This is a genomic window from Mycobacterium colombiense (genome assembly GCF_003284975.1).
GTDB lineage: Bacteria > Actinomycetota > Actinomycetes > Mycobacteriales > Mycobacteriaceae > Mycobacterium > Mycobacterium europaeum_A.
This window is the reverse complement of sequence record NZ_QMEU01000011.1, coordinates 12,835-32,613: the sequence shown is the minus strand read 5'-3', so window position 1 is coordinate 32,613 and position 19,779 is coordinate 12,835. Positions and strand designations below refer to the sequence as shown.

Genomic DNA, 19,779 nt, shown 5'->3' with positions numbered 1-19,779 from the left:
GGAGGAGATGGCGATGACGGTTGCACGTACCGATGTCGGCACCGTTGACGACCTGAAGGCGTCGGCCAGCAAGATGATCGGGCTGGACGATTTCGGCAGCAACGACGACAACTACCTCGAAGCGCTGGAAGTGCTGCTGGACTCCTATCGCCGCGACGCCGACCTGACGCCCCTGGGCAGCAAGATGAATCGGTTCTTCCTGCGCGGTGCGCTGGTGGCCAGGCTGCTGTCCGAAGCCGCCTGGAAGCAGTACCCGCAGCACGCCGACGTGGCCATCGAGCGGCCGATCTTCGTAACCGGCCTGGTGCGCACCGGCACCACGGCCCTGCATCGGCTGCTTGGTGCCGACCCCGCGCACCAGGGCCTGCATCTGTGGTTGGCCGAATTTCCACAGCCGCGTCCGCCTCGTGAAACCTGGGATTCCAACCCGTTTTACAGCCAACTGAACGAGCAGTTCAACAAGCACCATGCCGAAAACCCGGACTACACGGGTCTGCATTTCATGGCGGCCTACGAGCTGGAGGAGTGCTGGCAGCTGCTGCGGCAGTCGCTGCATTCGGCGTCCTACGAGACCTTGGCGCACCTGCCCACCTACTCGCAGTGGCTCTCGGAGCAGGACTGGACGCCGTCGTATCAGCGGCACCGCCGCAACCTGCAGCTGATCGGACTCAACGACGCCGACAAGCGGTGGGTGCTCAAGAACCCCAGCCACCTGTTCGCGTTGGACGCGTTGATGGCGACCTATCCCGACGCGTTGGTGATCCAGACCCATCGTCCGGTCGAAACGATCATGGCCTCGATGTGCTCGCTGGCGCAGCACACCGCCGAGGGATGGTCGACGTCATTCACCGGCGCCCAAATCGGTGCCGACGCAATGGAAACCTGGTCGCGAGGGCTGGAGCGGTTCAACACCGCGCGGGCCAAATACAGCCCGTCGCAGTTTTACGATGTCGACTACAAGGAACTGATCGCCGACCCGCTGGGCACCGTGGCCGACATCTACCGCCACTTCGGTATGACGCTGACCGACGAGGCCAGGGCCGCGATGGAAAAGACCCACGCCGACAGCCAGTCCGGCCCGCGGGCGCCCAAGCACACCTACTCGCTGGCCGACTACGGCCTCACCACCGAGGTCGTCAAGGAGCGCTTCGCGGGCCTGTAAAAACCTGGGCCCACAACGGCTTCCGCGCCCGGCGGGCACGCCTTGTGCCCCGCCTAGTCTTCGTCCGCTTCGTCGTCGAGGTAGCCCTCGGCGACCGCATGCTCGATGCTGTCGGCGAGTTTGGGGCACGACCGGGTGCGCGCGGTGTCGCCCCCGGACTCGCGCACCTCGGTGAAGTGCGCGCAGCGTTGCCACGCTTCGGTGTTCCACTGCACGGCGGTGTGTCCCGGCCCGAGCCGGCGGACGGTGACCCGCACGTGGCAGAACCGGCAGTCGACCGGCAGCAGCCCGGAGTTGAGGTAGCGCTCGCGGTCGGCGCGACTGGCTTCGGCGACGGCCGCGGCGCGCTGCGGGTCGTTGGTGAAATCCCTTGACTTCGACCAGGATCGGGAGCCGCCGTTGCCCGCTGGCTTCTCGTCGTGGTCGTGATGATCGCCGTGCAGCAACAACATCGATCGCGCGAGCTGATCGACGTCAGGTACCGCCGACTGATCGTCGCCCATGATTCCTAGTGTTGCTTGGCCGGGACGTCGTCGGTGACCGCCTCGTCCGCCTCGGAGTCCTTGGCCTTGAGGTTCTGCTCGACCTCGGCATTCCAGTACTCGTTCGCCCGAGTGGTGTCCACCTCGATCTCGAATCGCTCCACCATCTCCGGCTCGATGTCGGCGACGTCGACGTAGAACTGCTGATACCAACGGCGCAACTGGTACACAGCACCGTCCTCCTCGACCAGCAGCGGATTGTCGATGCGGGTCTTGTGCTTCCAGATCTCGACGTCCTGCAGGAAGCCCTTGCTGACGCCCTCGGTGAACACCTTCGACAACTTGTCGGTCATCTTCTCGTCCATGCCCTTGGGCTTTTCGACGATGACGCCCCACTGCAGCACGAACGAGTTCTGGGTCACCGGGTAGTGGCAGTTGATCAGGATCGACTCGGCCTTGTAACCGCCGTAGCTGTTGTGCAGCCAGTTGATCATGAACGACGGCCCGAAGTAGGAGGCCTCGGAGTCAAGATGCGCCTCCCCGTAAGTGGTGCCGAGGTCGTTGACGTCGGGCCGGCCCACGTTGTGCAGGTACTGCGAGGCGATGTGACCCTCGAACACATTCTTGAAGTAGGTCGGCAACCCGAAATGGATATAGAAGAAGTGCGCCATGTCGGTGACGTTGTCGATGATGTCGCGGCAGTTCGATCCCTCGATGAGGATGCTGTTCCACCGCCAGTCGGTCCATTCGTCGCTGGCCGCTTCGGGGATGTCCGGGATGCGCACCGCGGGGTCCGGCGGATTCTGCTCGTGGTCGTGCCAGACGAACAGCAGGCCGCCGCGCACGTCGGTGGACCACGACCGGGTGCGCGCCGTCTTGGGCGTGCGCTTGGCGTAGGGCACCAGCTTGCAGCGGCCGTCGCCGCCCCAGCGCCAGTCGTGGAACGGGCAGGCGACCTCGTCGCCCTTGATGGTGCCCTCAGACAGGTCCCCGCCCATGTGGCGGCAGTAGCCGTCCAGAACCTTGATGTCGCCCTGCGAGTCGGCGAACACGACCAGCTTGGTGCCGAACGCCTCGATCGAGTGCGGCTTGCCGTCCTGGAAGTCCTTGGCAACGCCCAGGCAGTGCCAACCGCGGGCGTATCTGGTCGGCAAGGCGCCGGGATCGATCTCCCGGATGCCGACCGCCTTGGTGTCGGTAGTCACCTGTCACCTCCAACTCACTGGGCTTCTAACTAGAACACGTTACAGTTTTGCAGCGGGGGCGCGCAACGACGGCGAGCCTGGCCACGGCATATGCGCACTGCGGTATATCTAAACCATGCCGCTGTTTGCGTTCGAGGGCCGCGCGCCACGGGTCGATCCCACCGCATTCGTGGCCCCGACGGCCACCCTGATCGGCGACGTCGTGGTCGAGGCGGGGGCCTCGGTCTGGTTCAACGCCGTGCTGCGGGGCGACTACGGGCCCATCGTGGTGCGCGAGGGCGCCAACGTCCAAGACGGCTCGGTGCTGCACGCGCCGCCGGGAATCCCGGTCGACATCGGTCCCGGCGCGACGGTCGCGCACATGTGCGTCATTCACGGGGTTCACGTCGGGCAGGAAGCGTTGATCGCGAACCACGCCACGGTGCTGGACGGCGCGGTGATCGGTGCGCGCAGCCTCGTTGCCGCGCATTCGTTGGTGACGGCGGGCAGCCAGATCCCGGCCGGGATGCTGGCGGTCGGGGCGCCGGCGCAGATCAAGGGCCCGGTCGCCGGGACCGGCGCCGAGATGTGGGTCAAGGTGAACCCGCAGGCCTACCGCGAACTTGCCCAGCGGCATCTCGCCGGGCTGGAACCGATCTAGATTTTGCGGGTGTTGGCCGCCGCGCGCTCCATCTCCCAGTAGGCGCGCAGGGCCACCATCTGGCCCTCGGCGTTGACCCGGTAGGTGAAGACGCCTTCGGCGGTCGTCTGGTATTCGCCGGTCGTGATGAGGATGTGCCCGACGTTGGCTTCCTCGTTGCCGCACTGGTAGGTGTCGCGGAAGAAGAACTCGATCTTTGTGGTGGGGGCGATCGCCTTGTCCCAGAAGGCCGAGATCGCGTCCCGGCCACGGTGGCCGAGGCCCTCGGGGTCGAACACCGACGGCCCGATCGGGTCCTCGACGATGGCGTCGTCGGCGAACACCGCCAGCCAGGCATCCTTGTCCCGGGCCGCCACCGCCTCGCGGGAACGGCGGCCGGCCTCGTGCGCGGGATGCTCAGTCACGAGACCTTCTGGGCCGCGGGCTTGTCGGCTCCCACCACCCACATCGAGTAATACTGCGAGCCACCACCGTAGGCGTGCCCCAAGGCCTTTCGCGCGTTGGGCACCTGGTGGTCGCCACCCTTGCCCATCACCTGGATCGCCGCTTCGGCGAAGCGAATCAGGCCCGAGGCGCCGATCGGGTTCGACGACAGCACGCCGCCCGACGGGTTGACCGGCAACCGGCCGCCGATCTTGGTCTCGCCGGCTTCGGTGAGTTTCCAGCCTTCACCCTCGGCGGCAAAACCGAGGTTTTCCAACCACATCGGTTCGAACCAGGAGAACGGGACGTAGATTTCCGCGGCGTCGATCTCGTCGATGGGGCTCTCGATGCCGGCGGCCGTCCACAGCGCCGCGGCCGCGTCGCGCCCGGCCTGCGGGCTGACCTGGTCGCGCCCGGAGAACTGCAGCGGTTCGGTGCGCAACGCGGTGGCGTGGATCCAGGCCACCGGATGTCCTTGCGCCAGGCGGGCTTCAGCGGCCTCCTCGTTGCCGATCACCACGGCGGCCGCCCCGTCGGACGACGGGCAGGTCTCGTCGTAGCGGATCGGGTCCCACAGCATGGGCGAGGACATCACCTTCTCCAGCGTGATGTCGGGCTGGTGCAGGTGCGCCAGCGGGTTCTTGGCGCCGTTGAGCCGGTCCTTGACCGCGACCATGGCTCCGATGTTCGTCGGCGCGCCGGATCGACGAATGTAGGAGCGCACGTGCGGGGCGAAGTACCCACCCGCCCCGGCGCCGACCGGCTTGATGAACGGAATGGGAATCGACAACGCCCACATGGCGTTTGACTCCGACTGCTTCTCCCAGGCCATCGCCAGCACGCGGCGGTACTTGCCGGACTGCACCAAGCTGGCGGCCACCACACCGGTGGACCCACCGACCGAACCCGCGGTGTGCACCCGGATCAGCGGCTTGCCCGTGGCGCCCGTGGCGTCGGCCATGAACAGCTCGGGCATCATCACGCCCTCGAAGAAGTCCGGCGCCTTGCCGACCACGACGGCGTCGATGTCATCGAAGGTGCTGCCGGAGTCGGCCAGCGCCCGGTCGATCGCCTCGCGCACCAGGCCGTTCATCGAAACGTCTTGGCGTTTGGCGACGTACTTCGTCTGTCCGGTACCTAGTACCGCAGCGACGTTTGGCCCTGCACCGGCCATCAGTTCTTTCCTTCCATGACCGCGACCAGGTTTTGCTGAAGCGCAGGGCCGCTGGTGGCGTGCGCCAGCACCCGCTCGGCCGAACCGTTCCAGATGTGTTGTGCTGCAAAGCCGATGCGTTCGAGGCCGGCGACGAACATGGGGTTGGCCGCCAACGCGCCGCCGGACGGGTTCACCTTGGTGGGGCCCGGGATCCGGATGGCTTCGGCGATGATCAGGTGCTGGTGGGTGAACGGCGCGCAGATCTCGGCCACGTCGAGGTTGTCGGTCCGGCCGCCGGTGGCCACGTGGGCCGCTGCCTTGGTCGACGGCGACTCGGTGAGATCGCGCGCGCCCAGCACCGGCGTGTCGATGCGGTGCTCGATTCCCGTTATCCAGGCCGGGTTTTCGCGCAGCTCACGCGCCCGGTCGCCGGCCGCGAGCACGATCGCTGCGGCGCCGTCGGTGATCGGTGCGATGTCGTGGCGACGCAGCGGGTCGGCGAAGAACGGCCGTTCGAGCAGTTCCGCCACGCTGATCGACCCCTCGACGTTGTCCACGCGGCGCGCGTTGGCAAAGGAGTCGAAGGCCACCCGCGCCATCTGCTCCTGGGTCCACTTACCGGTGTCGAGCCCGATGCGTGCCTGCAGCCCGGCCAGCGAGATCGAATCGGGCCACAAGGGCGCGACGGTGTAGGGGTCGGTCTGCCGCGTCAGGATTTGGCGCAGGATGCCGGCCGAGGACTTGCCGAAGCCGTACACCAGCGCGGTGTCGACCTCACCGGTGAGGATTTTGATGTAGGCCTCGTAAAGCGCCCAGGCGGCGTCCATTTCGACGTGCGACTCGTTGATCGGCGGAACGGCACCGATCGAGTCGATCGCCGAGATGAACGAAAACGCCCGTCCGGCAAGGTAATCAGATGATCCGGAACACCAGAAGCCGATGTCGGTCCGTTCGATGCCCAGCTCCTCGTACAGCTGGGCGAAGCACGGGATCAACATCTCGACACCGTTGGTGGTGCCGTCGGTGCGGCGGACGTGTGGTGCGTGGGCAAAGCCCACTACCGCAACGTTGCGAGCGCTCATGTGCAGGTAAGCCCTTTACAGGTGGTGCTTGTAGGTGTCGTAGTCGGCGTCGGGTTCCCCGGTCGGCCGGAAGTACTCGATGTTGTCGATGCCGAATCCCCACTCCTCGCGGGGTTTCCACACCGCCTCGACGCGCATACCCATCCGCACTTCGTGGGCGTCGATGTCGGCGACCAGATGCAAAAACGGGATGTCGGCTCCGTCGAGCAGCACGTAAGCCGCCACATACGGCGGCTTGATGCGCTGACCCTGGAACGGGATGTTGATGATCGCGAACGTCGTCACAGTGCCCTTGTCGGGCAGCTCGACGAACTCGGTCGTCGGCTGGCCGGTAGCCGGGTCGGCGCCGTGCGGCGGGAAGTAGACCTTGCCGTTCTCGCCCGTCTTCGCGCCGAGCAGCTTGCCCTGCGCGATGGCCCGCAGGTAGGCGCTCTCTTCGTGCGAGGCGCTGTGCTGGATGGTCAGCGACACCGGCGTGACGATCATGGTCACCGGGTCCTTGTCGCCGTCGGACTGCTCGGCCACGGCCTCGGGTTCCTCGCCGAGCGCGAAATACGCGATGTCGGTGATGGCGCCCACCGGCTCGTCGACCCAGTGCGCGTGCACCCGGGACCCGGTCTTGATGGCCTTGGGCTCACCCGCGTCAACGGCGTGGATCAACGGCGTGTCTGCCCCGTCGAGCTTGATCAGCGCCCAGGCGAACGGCCGGTCCAGCGGCTGTCCCTCGATGGGGTCGGGCTGCCAGGTCCAGGAGACCACGGTGCCGACGCTGGACACCGGTACCATCTCGCCCAGCGGCTCATAGGTGACCGGGTCATATTCGGCCGGCGGCACGTGCACCCGGCCATCCGATCCGCGCACGCCCAGGATGTGGCGGTCGCGCAGGGCGGTGAAGAACTTGCTCAGCGTGGGGCCGACTGAACGGGTGTAGTCGAAGGACAACGTCAGTGGCGCGGCGAGCGGTGGCTCAGGGTGATCCATCAGGGGCGGGCTACTCGAGCTGGCTGTCACGCCATCGAGTAGAACAGGTTCTAAGAACGGATTCAACATCGGGTCGGCGACTGAAGGGTGACGACGATGAAGCTGGGATTGCAGCTGGGATATTGGGGCGCTCAGCCGCCGCACAACCACGGCGAGCTCGTCGCCGCGGCCGAGGAGGCCGGCTACGACGCCGTCTTCACCGCCGAGGCCTGGGGGTCCGACGCCTACACGCCGCTGGCCTGGCTGGGTTCGTCGACGTCGCGGGTGCGGCTGGGCACGTCGGTGGTTCAGCTGTCCGCACGAACCCCGACGGCCTGCGCGATGGCGGCATTGACGCTCGACCACCTGTCCGGCGGCCGGCACGTCCTCGGCCTGGGTGTCTCCGGCCCGCAGGTGGTCGAGGGCTGGTACGGCCAGTCCTTCCCCAAGCCGCTGGCCCGCACCCGGGAGTACATCGACATCATCCGGCAGGTGTGGGCCCGCGAGGCGCCGGTGACCAGCGCCGGGCCGCATTACCCGCTGCCGCTGACCGGTGAGCGCGCAACGGGTCTGGGCAAACCGCTCAAGCCCATCACCCATCCGCTGCGGGCCGACATCCCGATCATGCTGGGCGCCGAGGGGCCGAAGAACGTCGCGCTGGCCGCCGAGATCTGCGACGGCTGGCTGCCGATCTTCTACACGCCGCGCATGGCCGACACCTACAACGAGTGGCTGGACGAGGGGTTCGCCCGCCCGGGCGCCCGCCGCAGCCGCGAGAACTTCGAGATCTGCGCGACGGCCAACATCGTGATCACCGAGGACCGCAGCGCGGCGTTCGCGGCGATGAAGCCCTACATCGCGCTCTACATGGGCGGGATGGGCGCCGAGGACACCAACTTTCACGCCGACGTCTACCGGCGGATGGGCTACGCGCAAGTGGTCGACGACGTGACGAAGCTGTTCCGCAGCAACCAGAAGGACAAGGCGGCCGAGATCATCCCTGACGAGGTGATCGACGACGCCGCGATCGTCGGCGACATCGACTACGTGCGTAAGCAGATCAAGGCCTGGGAGGCCGCCGGCGTCACCATGATGGTGGTGTCCGGGCGCAGTACGGAGCAGGTCCGCGAGCTGGCGACCCTGATCTGACTGCCGCGCGCGCCAAACTAGAACGCGTTCTAATTTTCTTGCCAGGGGCTTAGAACGCGTTCTAGATTGTCCGGATGGCACGCCCGACGACGACGCAGCGCGCGCCCGGCCGGTCAGCCGAGCGGGTGGGCGTCGCCGAACGTCATCTCGACGTGGCCGACAGATCCAGAGATCATCGCCCGCTTCGGCAGGCCCAGCGACGCCAACTCCTTGGCGTAGGCGTGATCGCCCAGGCGCAGCGTCGCCCCGCCGGGCTGCCCGCGCAGGCCGCGCACCCGCATCTCCCAGGGCACCTCCCGGGTGGTGCCCTCGGCGAAGGTGTAGGTCTTGAGCACCTGCGGGCGCGAGGTGAACATCGAGGGCACCGGCACTCCCCGGGCGAAGTCGATGCCGGCGATGTGCGCGCCGTCGGCGCTGACGTCGAATCCAAACCGGCCCTGCTCGCGAACGGTGAACTCCGCCATGATCTTTGGGAATCCCCAGATCGAGCGGCCCGCTTCCAGGGTGAAGCTCTGGTCGACGGGCAGGTGGTGGATGAACGCGGCCGCATCGCCCAGTGCCCGCCAGCCGCGCGCCGTCGAGCCGGGCGGGTTGACCATGACCGCGGTGCCGAATTCGTGGTACTGCCCCAGATCGCCGTCGATATAGCGGGCCAGCATCAGGTTCACCACCGCCCGGCCGCGGCGGTGCTGGCAGACTTTCAGGCCGCTGTAGTCGATAAGGCGTTGCGCCGCTTGCGCATCCACCGAAAACATCGCGGTATGCACATCCGCTTTTCGTATCCGCACCGGCATGGTGAGGACCGTCCCCGCAACTACGTGTTGTGACTCAGGCATGCCGGTTACTGTAATCCGCTCGTCAACACATTTGGAGGCTGTAGATGACTTCGACCATCCCGGAAGCAATCTCGAACATCGATCTGGCAGACGGCAATTTCTACGCGGACCGTCACACCTCGCGCGAGGCCTACCGCTGGATGCGCGCCAACCAGCCGGTGTTCCGGGATCGCAACGGCCTGGCCGGTGCCACCACCTATCAAGCCATCCTGGACGCCGAACGCAATCCGGAACTGTTCTCCAGCACCGGCGGCATCCGTCCAGACCAGCCCGGCATGCCCTACATGATCGACATGGACGATCCCGCGCATCTGTTGCGGCGCAAGCTGGTCAACGCCGGCTTCACCCGCAAGCGGGTGAAGGAGAAGGAGCCGTCCATCGCCAAGCTGTGCGACACGCTGATCGACGCGGTGTGTGAGCGCGGCGAGTGTGACTTCGTCCGCGACATCGCCGCGCCGCTGCCGATGGCGGTGATCGGCGACATGCTGGGCGTATTGCCCTCCGAACGCAGCATGCTGTTGAAGTGGTCCGACGACCTGGTGTGCGGGCTGAGCTCCCACATCGACCCGGCGTCGGCCGAATTCCAAACCGTCATGGAGGCTTTCGCCGCCTACACCGCGTTCACCATGGACATCATCGCCAAGCGGCGCGCCGAGCCCACCGACGACCTGTTCTCCATCCTGGTCAACGCCGAGGTGGAGGGGCAGCGGATGTCCGACGACGAGATCGTCATGGAGACGCTGCTCATCCTGATCGGCGGTGACGAGACCACCAGGCACACCCTGAGCGGCGGAACCGAGCAGGTGGTGCGCCACCGCGACCAGTGGGAGGCCCTGGTGCGCGACCCGTCGTTGCTTCCCGGTGCGATCGAGGAGATGCTGCGCTGGACGTCGCCGGTGAAGAACATGTGCAGAACTTTGACCGCTGATACGGACTTTCACGGCACCTCGCTGCGTGAGGGCGAGAAGATCATGCTGCTCTTCGAGTCGGGCAACTTCGACGAGTCGGTGTTCGAAGACCCGGACAATTTCGACATTCGCCGAAACCCGAACAGCCACATGGCCTTCGGCTTCGGCACGCACTTCTGCCTGGGCAACCAGCTGGCCCGGCTCGAGCTGTCGATGATGACCGAGCGGGTGCTCAAGCGGCTACCGGATCTACGGCTGGCCGACGACGACTCGACGCTGCCGCTGCGGCCGGCGAACTTCGTCAGCGGCCTGGAAGCGATGCCGGTGGTGTTCACCCCGAGCGCGCCGCTGCTGAGCTGACCCTCCACGCCGAGCGTGCACCCACGGCGGGATTTCGGCCGATTTCGCGCCCTGAGTTCACGTTCGGCCCGTCCATGCCGCCGCGACGCGGGCGATCACGCCCCCTGGCGTGTCTTCGGCCGTGACGCGAACGACAGTCCACCCCAGTTCTGCGAGGGACTCGGCACGCCGAATGTCCTTAGCGAACTGTCTCCGGTCGGTGCGGTGGTGATCTCCGTCGTACTCGACGGCTAATTTGAGATCCTGCCATCCCATATCGAGACAGGCGATCAGCTCGCCGTAGCCGCCGTAGACGGGAATCTGCGTTCTCGGGGCGCGGGTAGCCGGCATCGATGAGTAGCAGGCGCAACCACGTTTCCCGCGGTGACTCCGCTTCCGCGTCGACCAGCGCCAGCGCGCGCCGGGCGCGGCGGACATTGCGATGACCCTGGTAGCGCTCGGCGAGCGACTCGACCTCGGCGATGTCGAGTTTCGTTGCCCGAGCAAGCGCGTCGAGAGCCGCGACCGCCGCGCCCGTCGGATTGCGGCAAGCGATATCGAATGCCGTGCGCGACGCTGAGGTAGTGGGTACACCGCCGATCACCCGGACTTCGTTGTGGGCCAACGAATCCGACCACGTGGTGATGCCAGCCGGTGGACGGCGGTGTTGGTAGAATAACTGCGCCGGTGCCCGGTGGTCAACCCATTTGGCCCCGTGCAGCGCCGAGGCGGAGCGCCCGCCGACGATGCCACGGCGCCGCGACCACAGCCATGCGGCGCATGCGCGGGTCGTGGCGGTCAGTTCCGTCCCAGGGGCGATGTAGACGTCGGGGTGCAGCGCGACGAATCGGCTCCGCAGCCGATGGCGGGTCAGGGAGCCGGTCGCCAGCGCCTCGCTACCGATGAAGGGTTCGCGCACGCAAGGAGTGTGGCGCCAAGGACCGACACCGGCGCCGAGCGTGACGTGAGGGCGAAAAATCGGCCGAAAAACCGCCCTGAGTTCACGCTCGGCGAAGTGGGGGCGCTCGGCGAGGTGGGGGCGCTCGGCGGAAATGCCTAGCGGTTTTTGAAGTTGGGCTTGCGCTTCTCGGCGAACGCGCGCGGGCCCTCCTTGGAGTCCTCGGAGAGGAACACCGGTATCCCGTTGGCGGTGTCGGGCTTGAAGGCCTCTTCCTCGTGCATGCCCTCGGTCTCGCGGATCGTCTTGAGGATTGCCTGCACGGCCAGCGGCCCGTTGTTCTCGATCACCTCGGCGATCTCGAGAGCCTTGGTCAGCGCCTGCCCGTCGGGAACGACGTGGCCGATCAGGCCCATGTCCTTGGCTTCGGCGGCGGTGATGTGCCGGCCGGTCAGCAGCAGGTCGCAGGCCACGGTGTAGGGGATCTGGCGCACCAGCCGCACTGCCGAGCCACCCATCGGGTACAGGCTCCACTTGGCCTCGGAGATGCCGAACTTGGCGCTCTCACCGGCCACCCGGATGTCGGTGCCCTGCAGGATCTCGGTGCCCCCGGCGATGGCCGGGCCCTCGACGGCGGCGATGAGCGGCTTCTTGAGCCTGCGGCCCTTGAGCAGGGCATCGATTCGCGACGGGTCGTAGCTGCCGTCCTTGAACGACTCACCCGGCGGCTTCTGCGTTGCTGCCTTGAGGTCCATGCCCGCGCAGAAGTAGCCACCGGCCCCGGTCAGGATGCAGACGCGGATGTCGTCGTCGTTGTCCACGCGGTCCCAGGCCTGGACCATGATTTCCATCATTTCCGTGCTCAAGGCGTTGCGGCGGTGCGGCCGGTTCATGGTCACGATGAGGGTGTGACCACGCTGTTCGACCAGCGCGTCCGGCCCGGTCTCCCCGTTTTCGATGTTTGCTGGGGTTCCGGCATTCTCCACGGTCACGGCTACCGCCTTTCCCTCGACAATGGGCACGAGCTTGCCTCGAAATGTAACACGTTCTAATTTGGTGGCCGTGGCCTTGAATATTGCCGATCTCGCAGAGCACGCCATCGACGCTGTGCCCGACCGTGTCGCCCTGATCTGCGGCGACGAGAAGTTGACCTACGCCCAGCTGGAGGAGAAGGCCAACCGCCTGGCTCACTACCTGCTCGAGCAGGGGGTGAAAAAGGACGACAAGGTCGGTCTGTACTGCCGCAACCGCATCGAAATCGTCATCGCGATGCTCGGCATCGTCAAAGCGGGCGCCATCCTGGTGAACATCAACTATCGCTACGTCGAGGGCGAGCTGCGCTACCTGTTCGAGAACTCCGACATGGTCGCGCTGGTGCACGAGCGCCAGTACTCCGACCGGGTGGCCAACGTGCTGCCCGACACCCCCGAGGTCAAGACGATCCTGGTCGTGGAGGACGGCAGCGACAACGACTTCAGCCGTTATGGCGGCGTCGAGTTCTACTCGGCGATCGCGGGCAGCTCGCCCGAGCGCGACTTCGGCCCGCGCAGCGCCGACGACATCTACCTGCTCTACACCGGCGGCACCACGGGTTTCCCGAAGGGCGTGATGTGGCGCCACGAGGACATCTACCGGGTGCTGTTCGGCGGGACCGACTTCGCCACAGGCGAATTCGTCAAGGACGAGTACGACCTGGCCAAGGCCGCCGCGGCGAACCCGCCGATGGTCCGCCACCCGATTCCGCCGATGATCCACGGCGCCACCCAGTCGGCCACCTGGATGTCAATCTTCTCGGGCCAAACCACCGTGCTGGCACCGGAATTCAACGCCGACGAGGTCTGGCGCACGATCCACAAGCACAAGGTAAACCTGCTGTTCTTCACCGGCGACGCGATGGCGCGCCCGCTGCTGGATGCGCTACTTGCGCACCAGGACAAGGGAAACGAGTACGACCTGTCGTCGCTGTTCCTGCTCGCCTCCACCGCGGCGCTGTTCTCGCCGAGCATCAAGGAGAAGTTCCTCGAGCTGCTGCCCAACCGCGTCATCACCGACTCGATCGGTTCGTCAGAGACCGGATTCGGCGGCACCAGCATCGTCGCCAAGGACGCGCCGCACGCCGGCGGCCCGCGCGTGACGATCGACCACCGCACTGTCGTCCTGGACGAACAGGGCAACGAGGTCAAGCCCGGCTCCGGTGTGCGCGGCTTCATCGCCAAGAAGGGCAACATCCCGGTCGGTTACTACAAGGACGAGAAGAAGACCGCCGAGACGTTCAAGACCTTCAACGGTGTGCGTTACGCCATCCCCGGCGACTTCGCGACCGTCGAGGAGGACGGGACCGTCACGATGCTGGGCCGCGGCTCGGTGTCGATCAACAGCGGCGGCGAGAAGATCTACCCCGAGGAGGTCGAGGCCGCGCTCAAGGGCCACCCCGACGTCTTCGACGCCCTGGTGGTCGGCGTGCCGGACGCGCGGTACGGCCAGCACGTCGCCGCCGTCGTGCAGCCGCGGCCGGGATCGCGACCGACGCTGTCGGAGCTGGACAGCTTCGTGCGCTCCGAGATCGCCGGTTACAAGGTGCCGCGCAGCCTGTGGCTGGTCGACGAGGTCAAGCGGTCGCCCGCGGGCAAGCCCGACTACCGCTGGGCCAAGGAGCAGACCGAGGCCCGCCCGGCCGACGACGTGCACGCCGCTCACGCCACTGCGTGACCGACTTCGTCAAACGAAATCCGGCCGCACCGACCGGCTTCTTCGCTTGGGAAGCCGCAGGGCTGCAATGGCTTTCCGATGTCGACGGCGGTGTGCCGTGCGCGCAGGTCGTCGCCGTCGATGACACGAGCCTGACCCTGCGGCGCCTCGACTCCGCGCGCCCCACCCCCGAGGCGGCGCGCGCATTCGGTAACCGGCTGGCGGTCACGCACGACGCGGGCGCCGCGGCGTTCGGCACCGGGCCGGACGGCTGGGACGGGCCGGGCTTTTTCGGGCCGCTGTCGCAGCCACTGCCGTTCTCGCTGCGCTCGCACCGGCGCTGGGGCGAGTTCTATGCCGAGGAGCGGCTGGCCCCGATGGCCGAACTCGCCGCCCCGGGCCTGGACGCCGCCACCCGCGACGCGGTGAGTGCCGTCGCGGCGCGTTGCCGCGCGGGCGATTTCGACGACGACGACGCCCCGGCTCGGCTGCACGGCGATCTGTGGAACGGCAACGTGATGTGGACGCCCGACGGTGTGGTGCTCATCGACCCGGCCGCACACGCCGGTCACCGCGAGACCGACCTGGCGATGCTCGCGCTGTTCGGCTGCCCCCACTTCGACGCGGTCATCGACGGCTATCAGCGGGTGCGAGCGTTGCGGCCCGGTTGGCGCGACCGGGCCGGCCTGCACCAGCTCTTCCCGCTACTAGCGCATGTGGCGTTGTTCGGCGGCGGGTACGCGCAGCAGACGCACGCCTGCGCCCGCGCCGCGCTGACCCTCTGAGGTCGGAGGGCGGCCGGCCCCGGTCCGGTGTTGATCGCCCGTCTCCTCCTGCCGCCGCTCCGCGGCGCGCATCGTCGGCGGGCTAAAGTCCAATCGCATGACGATCGATGTCTGGATGCAGCATCCGACTGCGCGGTTCCTGCGCAGCGACATGCTGGCATCCCTGCGGCGGTGGACGGGCGGGTCGATCCCCGACACCGATCTCCCGATCGAGGCGACCCTGGCGTCGATGGACGCCGCCGACGTCGAAGTGGGTGTGCTCAGCGCCTGGCGGGGGCCCGGTGGAGCCGACCTGGTCTCCAACGACGAGGTGGCGCAATGGATTGCCGCGCACCCGAACCGGCTCGCCGGGCTGGCCACCGTCGACCTGGACCGCCCGATGGAAGCCGTCCGGGAGCTGCGGCGCCGGATAGCCGACGGAGGGTTCGTCGGCCTGCGGGTGGTGCCGTGGTTGTGGGACGCCCCGCCCACCGATCGCCGCTACTATCCGCTGTTCGCCCAGTGCGTGGAATCCGGGGTGCCGTTCTGCACCCAGGTCGGTCACACCGGCCCGTTGCGCCCGTCGGAGACCGGCCGGCCGATTCCCTACATCGACCAGGTGGCGCTCGATTTCCCGGAGCTGGTGATCGTCTGCGGTCACGTCGGCTACCCGTGGACCGAGGAGATGGTCGCGGTGGCCCGCAAGCACGAAAACGTCTACATCGACACCTCGGCATACACCATCAAGCGGTTGCCGGACGAACTTGTCAGATTCATGAAGACCGGTACTGGGCAACGAAAGGTGTTGTTCGGCACCAACTATCCGATGATCACCCACGAGCACGCGCTGGCGGGACTGGACGCCCTCGGGCTTTCCGACGAGGCCCGCCGAGATTTCCTGCGCGGCAACGCCGAACGAGTTTTCCGACTGGAGGCAGTCAAGTGAACGGTGCCCAGGCCCTGATCAACACCCTGGTGGACGGCGGCGTCGAGGTGTGTTTCGCCAACCCGGGCACCTCCGAGATGCATTTCGTCGCGGCGCTGGACGCCGTGCCGCGGATGCGAGGCGTGCTGGCGCTGTTCGAGGGGGTCGCCACCGGAGCGGCCGACGGTTACGCGCGCATCGCGGATAGACCGGCCGCGGTGCTGCTGCACTTGGGACCCGGACTGGGCAACGGCCTGGCCAACCTGCACAACGCGCGCCGCGCGCGGGTGCCGATGGTGGTGGTCGTCGGTGACCACGCGACCTATCACAAAAAGTACGACGCCCCACTGGAATCCGACATCGACGCGTTGGCCGGCACCGTCTCGGGCTGGGTGCGCCGGACCGCTGACGCCTCCCAGGTTTCGGCCGACGCCGTCGAGGGCATCGCGGCCAGCCGGTGGGGTTCACAGATTTCCACGCTGATCCTGCCCGCCGACGTGTCCTGGTCCGACGGCGCCCAGCTGTTCTCCAACCTGGATGCGCGGCCGGGGAGCGCCGATCCGCTGCTGGCGCCCGAGGTGCTCGAGGTGGTCGGCTCCGGCGAGCCCACGGTGATCATGGTGGGCGGCGACGCCACCCGCCGAGCCGGGCTGGCGGCGGCCGCCCGCATTGCGGCGGCGACGGGTGCGCGCGTGTTGTGCGAAACCTTCCCCGCCCGGCTGGAGCGCGGCGCCGGCGTCCCCGCGGTCGACCGGCTCGCCTATTTCGCCGAGGCCGCCACCGCCCAGCTGGACGGAGCCAAGCATCTGGTGCTGGCCGGCGCCAAGTCGCCGGTGTCGTTCTTCGCCTACCCCGGCATGCCCAGCGATCTGGTGCCGGCCGGCTGCGAGGTGCACGTGCTTGCCGAATACAGCGGCGCGGCAGAGGCTTTGATCGCCCTAGCCGACCAGGTGGCGCCCGGCACCGAGGCGCCAGTGGCCCCCGCATCGCGTCCCTCGCTGCCGACGGGTCCGCTGACCTCCGCGTCGGCCGCCGATGTGATCGGGGCGCTGCTGCCCGAAGGGGCCATAGTGGTCGACGAGTCGAACACCTCGGGCGTGCTGCTCGCCCAGGCGACCGCCGGGGCGCCGGCGCACGACTGGCTGACCCTGACCGGTGGGGCGATCGGCTACGGCATTCCGGCCGCGGTGGGCGCCGCGGTGGCCGCCCCCAATCGCCCGGTGTTGTGTCTGGAATCCGATGGCTCGGCCATGTACACGATCTCGGGATTGTGGACCCAGGCGCGGGAGAACCTCAACGTCACCACCGTGCTGTACAACAACAGCGCCTACGACATCCTGCGCATCGAGCTGCAACGCGTCGGCGCCGGGTCGGCGCCCGGCCCCGAAGCGCTGTCGCTGCTCGACTTATCCGACCCGACAATGGATTTCGTGAAGATGAGCGAGGGCATGGGAGTGCCCGCCCGGCGCGTCACCACGGCCGACGAATTGGCCGATGCGCTACGCGCCGCCTTCGCCGAACCGGGGCCGCATCTGATCGACGCCGTGGTGCCGTCAATAACGGGCTAGGGTCGGCAGCCGGCTCAGCAGCCAGTCCGTCATCGTGTTGACCACGTCGATGCCCGTCTCGAACGCGCCGTCGTGCGCATCGGCCGCCAGCGCCACGCCCCAGTGACCGGCCGGGGTGGGGACGATGCCGAATTGCCGGACCAGGTACTCGCCGTGCACACCCGGGCCCCAACCGCCCTTGGCGGCAATGCCTTTGGCGGCCAGGCCCCACTGGTCGCCGGTGACCAGGCGCTGCATCAGGTCGATCACTTCGACGGCGTCGGGGATGGTCGACAGCTCCGCGGCGAACCGCGCTTGGCGCTGCAGGCTCCACTGCGTCTGGCCGAATGCGGTGAACCCGCGGCGAAGTCGACGCGATTCGACCACCGTCGCGGTGTCGCCGCCCTCGGCCACCACGACCTGGACCCGGCGCGCCGCCTGGGCGGGCTCGCCCAACTGCGACCACAACTGTTCGGAGGCGCGGTTGTCGGATTCTGTGATGGCCTTGACGACCAAATCGCGCGCGCCCAGCCAATCGTTGCGCAGCGCCGCTATCGCCAACGGCACCTTGATGGTCGACCATGCCACGCCCGACCACCAGCTGCCCAGCGAAAAGGTTCTGTCCGGCCGGGCGATCGCGACGCCGACGTTCGCCGGCACCGCGGCGGCAAGCTGGTCGAAGCTGGCTTCCAGCGCGAGCTCGAGCGGGCGTGCCGTCATGCGCGGGTTCCGATTTCGGCGCGCGTCACCGCGACGCCGAGGTGGGGGACCGGCGCATCAACCATCGCGTCTCCTTAACGGCGTTGACATCAGGCCGCCGGCGGGAGTGGTGGCAGCGGCGGCCCCTGCTCCGGCGGGGGCGGGGCTTCCCACGGTTCGCGGTCCGGCGTCGGCGGCGACCACACCAGCGGCGGCGGTGGCGGAGGCAGGGGAGGCGGCGGAGGCGGATCCGCCGCGGCGAAACCGGAGCCCAGCCCGAGCGCGGCGCCACCCACCGACCCGACCAGGATCGAGCGGGCGATCGTTTCGCGGATTTTCATCAAGCGCTGAGTTTACTGTGTGGACCGCGCATCCGGCGGCAACGCACGACCCGGGTCCCTAGGGGTGGATCCGCCACACCGGGTCGTCGCAGTCCACACCCTGGGCGGCCAACTGGCGCTTCAACACCTTGAAGGTCACCGTCCGCGGCAGTTTGGTGCTGATCCGCACGTACGACGGCCATTGCTTGGGGCCCAAGTCCGGCTGCTCGGCCAGAAACGCGCGGAACTTCTCGTCCTCGAACTCGGTGCCCGGCGCCATCACCAACGCCGCCATCACCTGGTCGCCGACCCTCGGGTCGGGGACCGGGTACACCGCGACCTCGGTGACGTCGGGGTGGCGCAGCAGCACCCGCTCGATCGGGGCGGCGCCCAGGTTTTCGCCGTCGACCCGCATCCAATCTCCCAGCCGCCCAGCGAAATACGCATAGCCGGCGTCGTCGCGGTAGGCGAGATCACCGCTGTGATACACCCCGCCGGCCATCCGCTCGGCTTCGGCCGCCTTGTCGTTGTAGTAACCCTCGAAACGCCCCGGCCCCGCGGTGTTGACCAATTCGCCGACGACGCCAGGCGGGCAGGACGCCCCGGTGTCGGGATCGATGATGTCGATGCCCTCCGGTAGCGGGCCCAGTGAACCCGCCGGCGTATCGGGGGTGCGCGCGATGGCCACGCCGCCCTCGGTGGAACCGAACCCGTCCTGCACGACGCACCCGAACCTGCGGCCGAAGCGCTCGATGTCCTCGGGCACGCCCTCGTTGCCGTATACCGCCTGCAGCGGATTGTCGGCATCGTCGGGTCGCTCGGGCGTGGCGAGCACATACGACAGTGGCTTGCCCACGTAGTTGGCGTAGGTGGCGCCGTAACGACGGACATCGACGATGAAATTCGAAGCAGAGAACTTGCGCCGCAAGGCCATCGAGCCCTCGCAGGCCGCCGCCACCGCCCAGCCGACCAACACCGCATTGGAATGAAACAGCGGCATCGACACGTAGCAGACGTCATCGCGGCCCAGGCCGAAGCGCTGTGACATCGTCACGCCCGCGATAGCCACCTTGCCGTGGCTGCACTTGACCGCCTTGGGCTCGCCGCTGGTGCCCGAGGTGAAGATCAACATGAACAGCTCCGCCGGCGACGCGGCCTGGAAGGAGATCGGGGCGTCGCGGTGCGCGGCGACCTCGTCGGCCCACTCGGCCGAGTCGGCGTTCAGGTGCTCGATATCACCAAGCGTCTCAGACGATTTCGAATCCGCCAGCACCAATTGGCAGTCGGCCTTGGCGACGTCGCGCCGCAGGGCCTCGCCGCGGCGCACCGGGTTGAGTCCCACCGGCACGATCCCCGACATGCCCGCTGCTACCAGCATCGCCGAGAAGAACGGGGTGTTCTCCAACAGCACGCCGACATGCGGCGGCCGGGCGGGGTCGAGGCGCGCCCGCAGCGTCGCGGCGATCGCGGCACCGTGCTGCAGGTGGTCGCGCCAGCTGGTGAACGAGTCCTCGAAGTAGACGCCCCGATCGTCGATCTCGGTCAGCGGCTCCAGCAGCTTGGTGACCGTCAGGTCCTCGGTGAGATCCATTGCGC

At 67.7% G+C, this 19,779-nt stretch carries 19 protein-coding genes and 1 pseudogene; 8 read left to right on the top strand and 12 right to left on the bottom strand.

Annotated features, from left to right (window positions below; genetic code table 11):
- Nucleotides 1–13: 13 nt before the first annotated feature.
- A complete protein-coding gene (locus DQP58_RS06515) occupies nt 14–1,162 on the top strand; it encodes a sulfotransferase family protein (protein WP_240629585.1) in 1,149 nt (382 codons plus the stop codon).
- Nucleotides 1,163–1,215: 53 nt separating this feature from the next.
- Here DQP58_RS06515 and DQP58_RS06510 read toward each other — a convergent pair whose 3' ends face one another.
- Together DQP58_RS06510 and DQP58_RS06505 are read right to left on the bottom strand one after the other, a co-directional pair.
- Entirely contained in the window at nt 1,216–1,665 is a 450-nt protein-coding gene (locus tag DQP58_RS06510; RefSeq protein ID WP_112707656.1) for a hypothetical protein, read from the bottom strand.
- Nucleotides 1,666–1,670: 5 nt separating this feature from the next.
- Nucleotides 1,671–2,849, bottom strand: a complete 1,179-nt coding sequence (locus DQP58_RS06505; RefSeq protein WP_112707655.1) for a Rieske 2Fe-2S domain-containing protein — start codon at nt 2,847–2,849, stop codon at nt 1,671–1,673.
- 115 nt (nt 2,850–2,964) lie between these two features.
- Between DQP58_RS06505 and DQP58_RS06500 the strand changes: the two genes are divergently transcribed.
- Entirely contained in the window at nt 2,965–3,489 is a 525-nt protein-coding gene (locus tag DQP58_RS06500) for a gamma carbonic anhydrase family protein (RefSeq protein ID WP_112707654.1), read from the top strand.
- Here DQP58_RS06500 and DQP58_RS06495 read toward each other — a convergent pair.
- From DQP58_RS06495 to DQP58_RS06480, 4 genes are read right to left on the bottom strand one after another with little or no spacing between them, the layout of a single operon-like run.
- On the bottom strand, nt 3,486–3,893 hold the full coding sequence (locus tag DQP58_RS06495; RefSeq protein ID WP_112707653.1) for a nuclear transport factor 2 family protein: 408 nt from the start codon (nt 3,891–3,893) through the stop codon (nt 3,486–3,488). The two genes, DQP58_RS06500 and DQP58_RS06495, sit on opposite strands and share 4 nt — an antisense overlap.
- A complete protein-coding gene (locus DQP58_RS06490; protein WP_112707652.1) occupies nt 3,890–5,086 on the bottom strand; it encodes a thiolase domain-containing protein in 1,197 nt (398 codons plus the stop codon). The genes DQP58_RS06495 and DQP58_RS06490 overlap by 4 nt, the downstream gene beginning before the upstream one ends.
- Nucleotides 5,086–6,150 (bottom strand): thiolase domain-containing protein, encoded by a 1,065-nt coding sequence (locus DQP58_RS06485; protein ID WP_112707651.1) that lies wholly within the window; start codon nt 6,148–6,150, stop codon nt 5,086–5,088. The genes DQP58_RS06490 and DQP58_RS06485 overlap by 1 nt, the downstream gene beginning before the upstream one ends.
- Nucleotides 6,151–6,165: 15 nt before the next feature.
- Nucleotides 6,166–7,161 carry a Zn-ribbon domain-containing OB-fold protein gene (locus DQP58_RS06480; RefSeq protein ID WP_197497910.1) on the bottom strand — a complete coding sequence of 332 codons (996 nt, stop codon included), beginning with the start codon at nt 7,159–7,161 and terminating at the stop codon, nt 6,166–6,168.
- Nucleotides 7,162–7,227: 66 nt separating this feature from the next.
- On the opposite strand from DQP58_RS06480, the gene DQP58_RS06475 reads away from it, so the two are divergent.
- On the top strand, nt 7,228–8,259 hold the full coding sequence (locus DQP58_RS06475; RefSeq protein ID WP_112707650.1) for an LLM class F420-dependent oxidoreductase: 1,032 nt from the start codon (nt 7,228–7,230) through the stop codon (nt 8,257–8,259).
- A 113-nt stretch (nt 8,260–8,372) separates the two neighbouring features.
- Here DQP58_RS06475 and DQP58_RS06470 read toward each other — a convergent pair whose 3' ends face one another.
- Nucleotides 8,373–9,095, bottom strand: a complete 723-nt coding sequence (locus DQP58_RS06470; protein ID WP_067137751.1) for an acetoacetate decarboxylase family protein — start codon at nt 9,093–9,095, stop codon at nt 8,373–8,375.
- Nucleotides 9,096–9,139: 44 nt separating this feature from the next.
- On the opposite strand from DQP58_RS06470, the gene DQP58_RS06465 reads away from it, so the two are divergent.
- A complete protein-coding gene (locus DQP58_RS06465) occupies nt 9,140–10,363 on the top strand; it encodes a cytochrome P450 (protein WP_112707649.1) in 1,224 nt (407 codons plus the stop codon).
- Between the two features lie 57 nt (nt 10,364–10,420).
- Here DQP58_RS06465 and DQP58_RS06460 read toward each other — a convergent pair.
- Together DQP58_RS06460 and DQP58_RS06455 are read right to left on the bottom strand one after the other, a co-directional pair.
- Nucleotides 10,421–11,261 (bottom strand): annotated as a pseudogene (locus tag DQP58_RS06460) (endonuclease domain-containing protein).
- Nucleotides 11,262–11,398: 137 nt separating this feature from the next.
- The gene (locus DQP58_RS06455; RefSeq protein WP_205869356.1) at nt 11,399–12,199 is read right to left on the bottom strand and encodes a crotonase/enoyl-CoA hydratase family protein; all 801 of its coding nucleotides are present in this window, start codon (nt 12,197–12,199) and stop codon (nt 11,399–11,401) included.
- A gap of 97 nt (nt 12,200–12,296) precedes the next feature.
- Here DQP58_RS06455 and DQP58_RS06450 point away from each other — a divergent pair, with 97 nt between their 5' ends.
- The 4 genes from DQP58_RS06450 (at nt 12,297) to DQP58_RS06435 (ending at nt 17,185) form a co-directional block, all read left to right on the top strand.
- Nucleotides 12,297–13,949, top strand: a complete 1,653-nt coding sequence (locus DQP58_RS06450) for an acyl-CoA synthetase (protein WP_112707647.1) — start codon at nt 12,297–12,299, stop codon at nt 13,947–13,949.
- Nucleotides 13,946–14,713 (top strand): fructosamine kinase family protein, encoded by a 768-nt coding sequence (locus DQP58_RS06445; RefSeq protein ID WP_112707646.1) that lies wholly within the window; start codon nt 13,946–13,948, stop codon nt 14,711–14,713. The genes DQP58_RS06450 and DQP58_RS06445 overlap by 4 nt, the downstream gene beginning before the upstream one ends.
- Nucleotides 14,714–14,810: 97 nt before the next feature.
- Complete coding sequence (locus tag DQP58_RS06440; protein WP_112707645.1) at nt 14,811–15,638, top strand: amidohydrolase family protein; 828 nt, start codon at nt 14,811–14,813, stop codon at nt 15,636–15,638.
- Nucleotides 15,635–17,185 (top strand): acetolactate synthase large subunit, encoded by a 1,551-nt coding sequence (locus tag DQP58_RS06435; RefSeq protein WP_112707644.1) that lies wholly within the window; start codon nt 15,635–15,637, stop codon nt 17,183–17,185. Before DQP58_RS06440 ends, DQP58_RS06435 begins: the two co-directional genes overlap by 4 nt.
- Here the strand turns inward: DQP58_RS06435 and DQP58_RS06430 are convergent.
- The 3 genes from DQP58_RS06430 to fadD17 all read right to left on the bottom strand — a co-directional run bounded on the left by DQP58_RS06430 (nt 17,171) and on the right by fadD17 (nt 19,774).
- Nucleotides 17,171–17,884, bottom strand: a complete 714-nt coding sequence (locus tag DQP58_RS06430; protein WP_112707643.1) for a hypothetical protein — start codon at nt 17,882–17,884, stop codon at nt 17,171–17,173. The two genes, DQP58_RS06435 and DQP58_RS06430, sit on opposite strands and share 15 nt — an antisense overlap.
- An 89-nt stretch (nt 17,885–17,973) precedes the next feature.
- Nucleotides 17,974–18,204: a hypothetical protein gene (locus tag DQP58_RS06425; RefSeq protein ID WP_112707642.1), complete on the bottom strand. Its 231-nt coding sequence runs from the start codon at nt 18,202–18,204 to the stop codon at nt 17,974–17,976.
- A 58-nt stretch (nt 18,205–18,262) separates the two neighbouring features.
- Nucleotides 18,263–19,774: a long-chain-fatty-acid--CoA ligase FadD17 gene (gene fadD17 / locus DQP58_RS06420; RefSeq protein ID WP_112707641.1), complete on the bottom strand. Its 1,512-nt coding sequence runs from the start codon at nt 19,772–19,774 to the stop codon at nt 18,263–18,265.
- Nucleotides 19,775–19,779 lie beyond the last annotated feature (5 nt).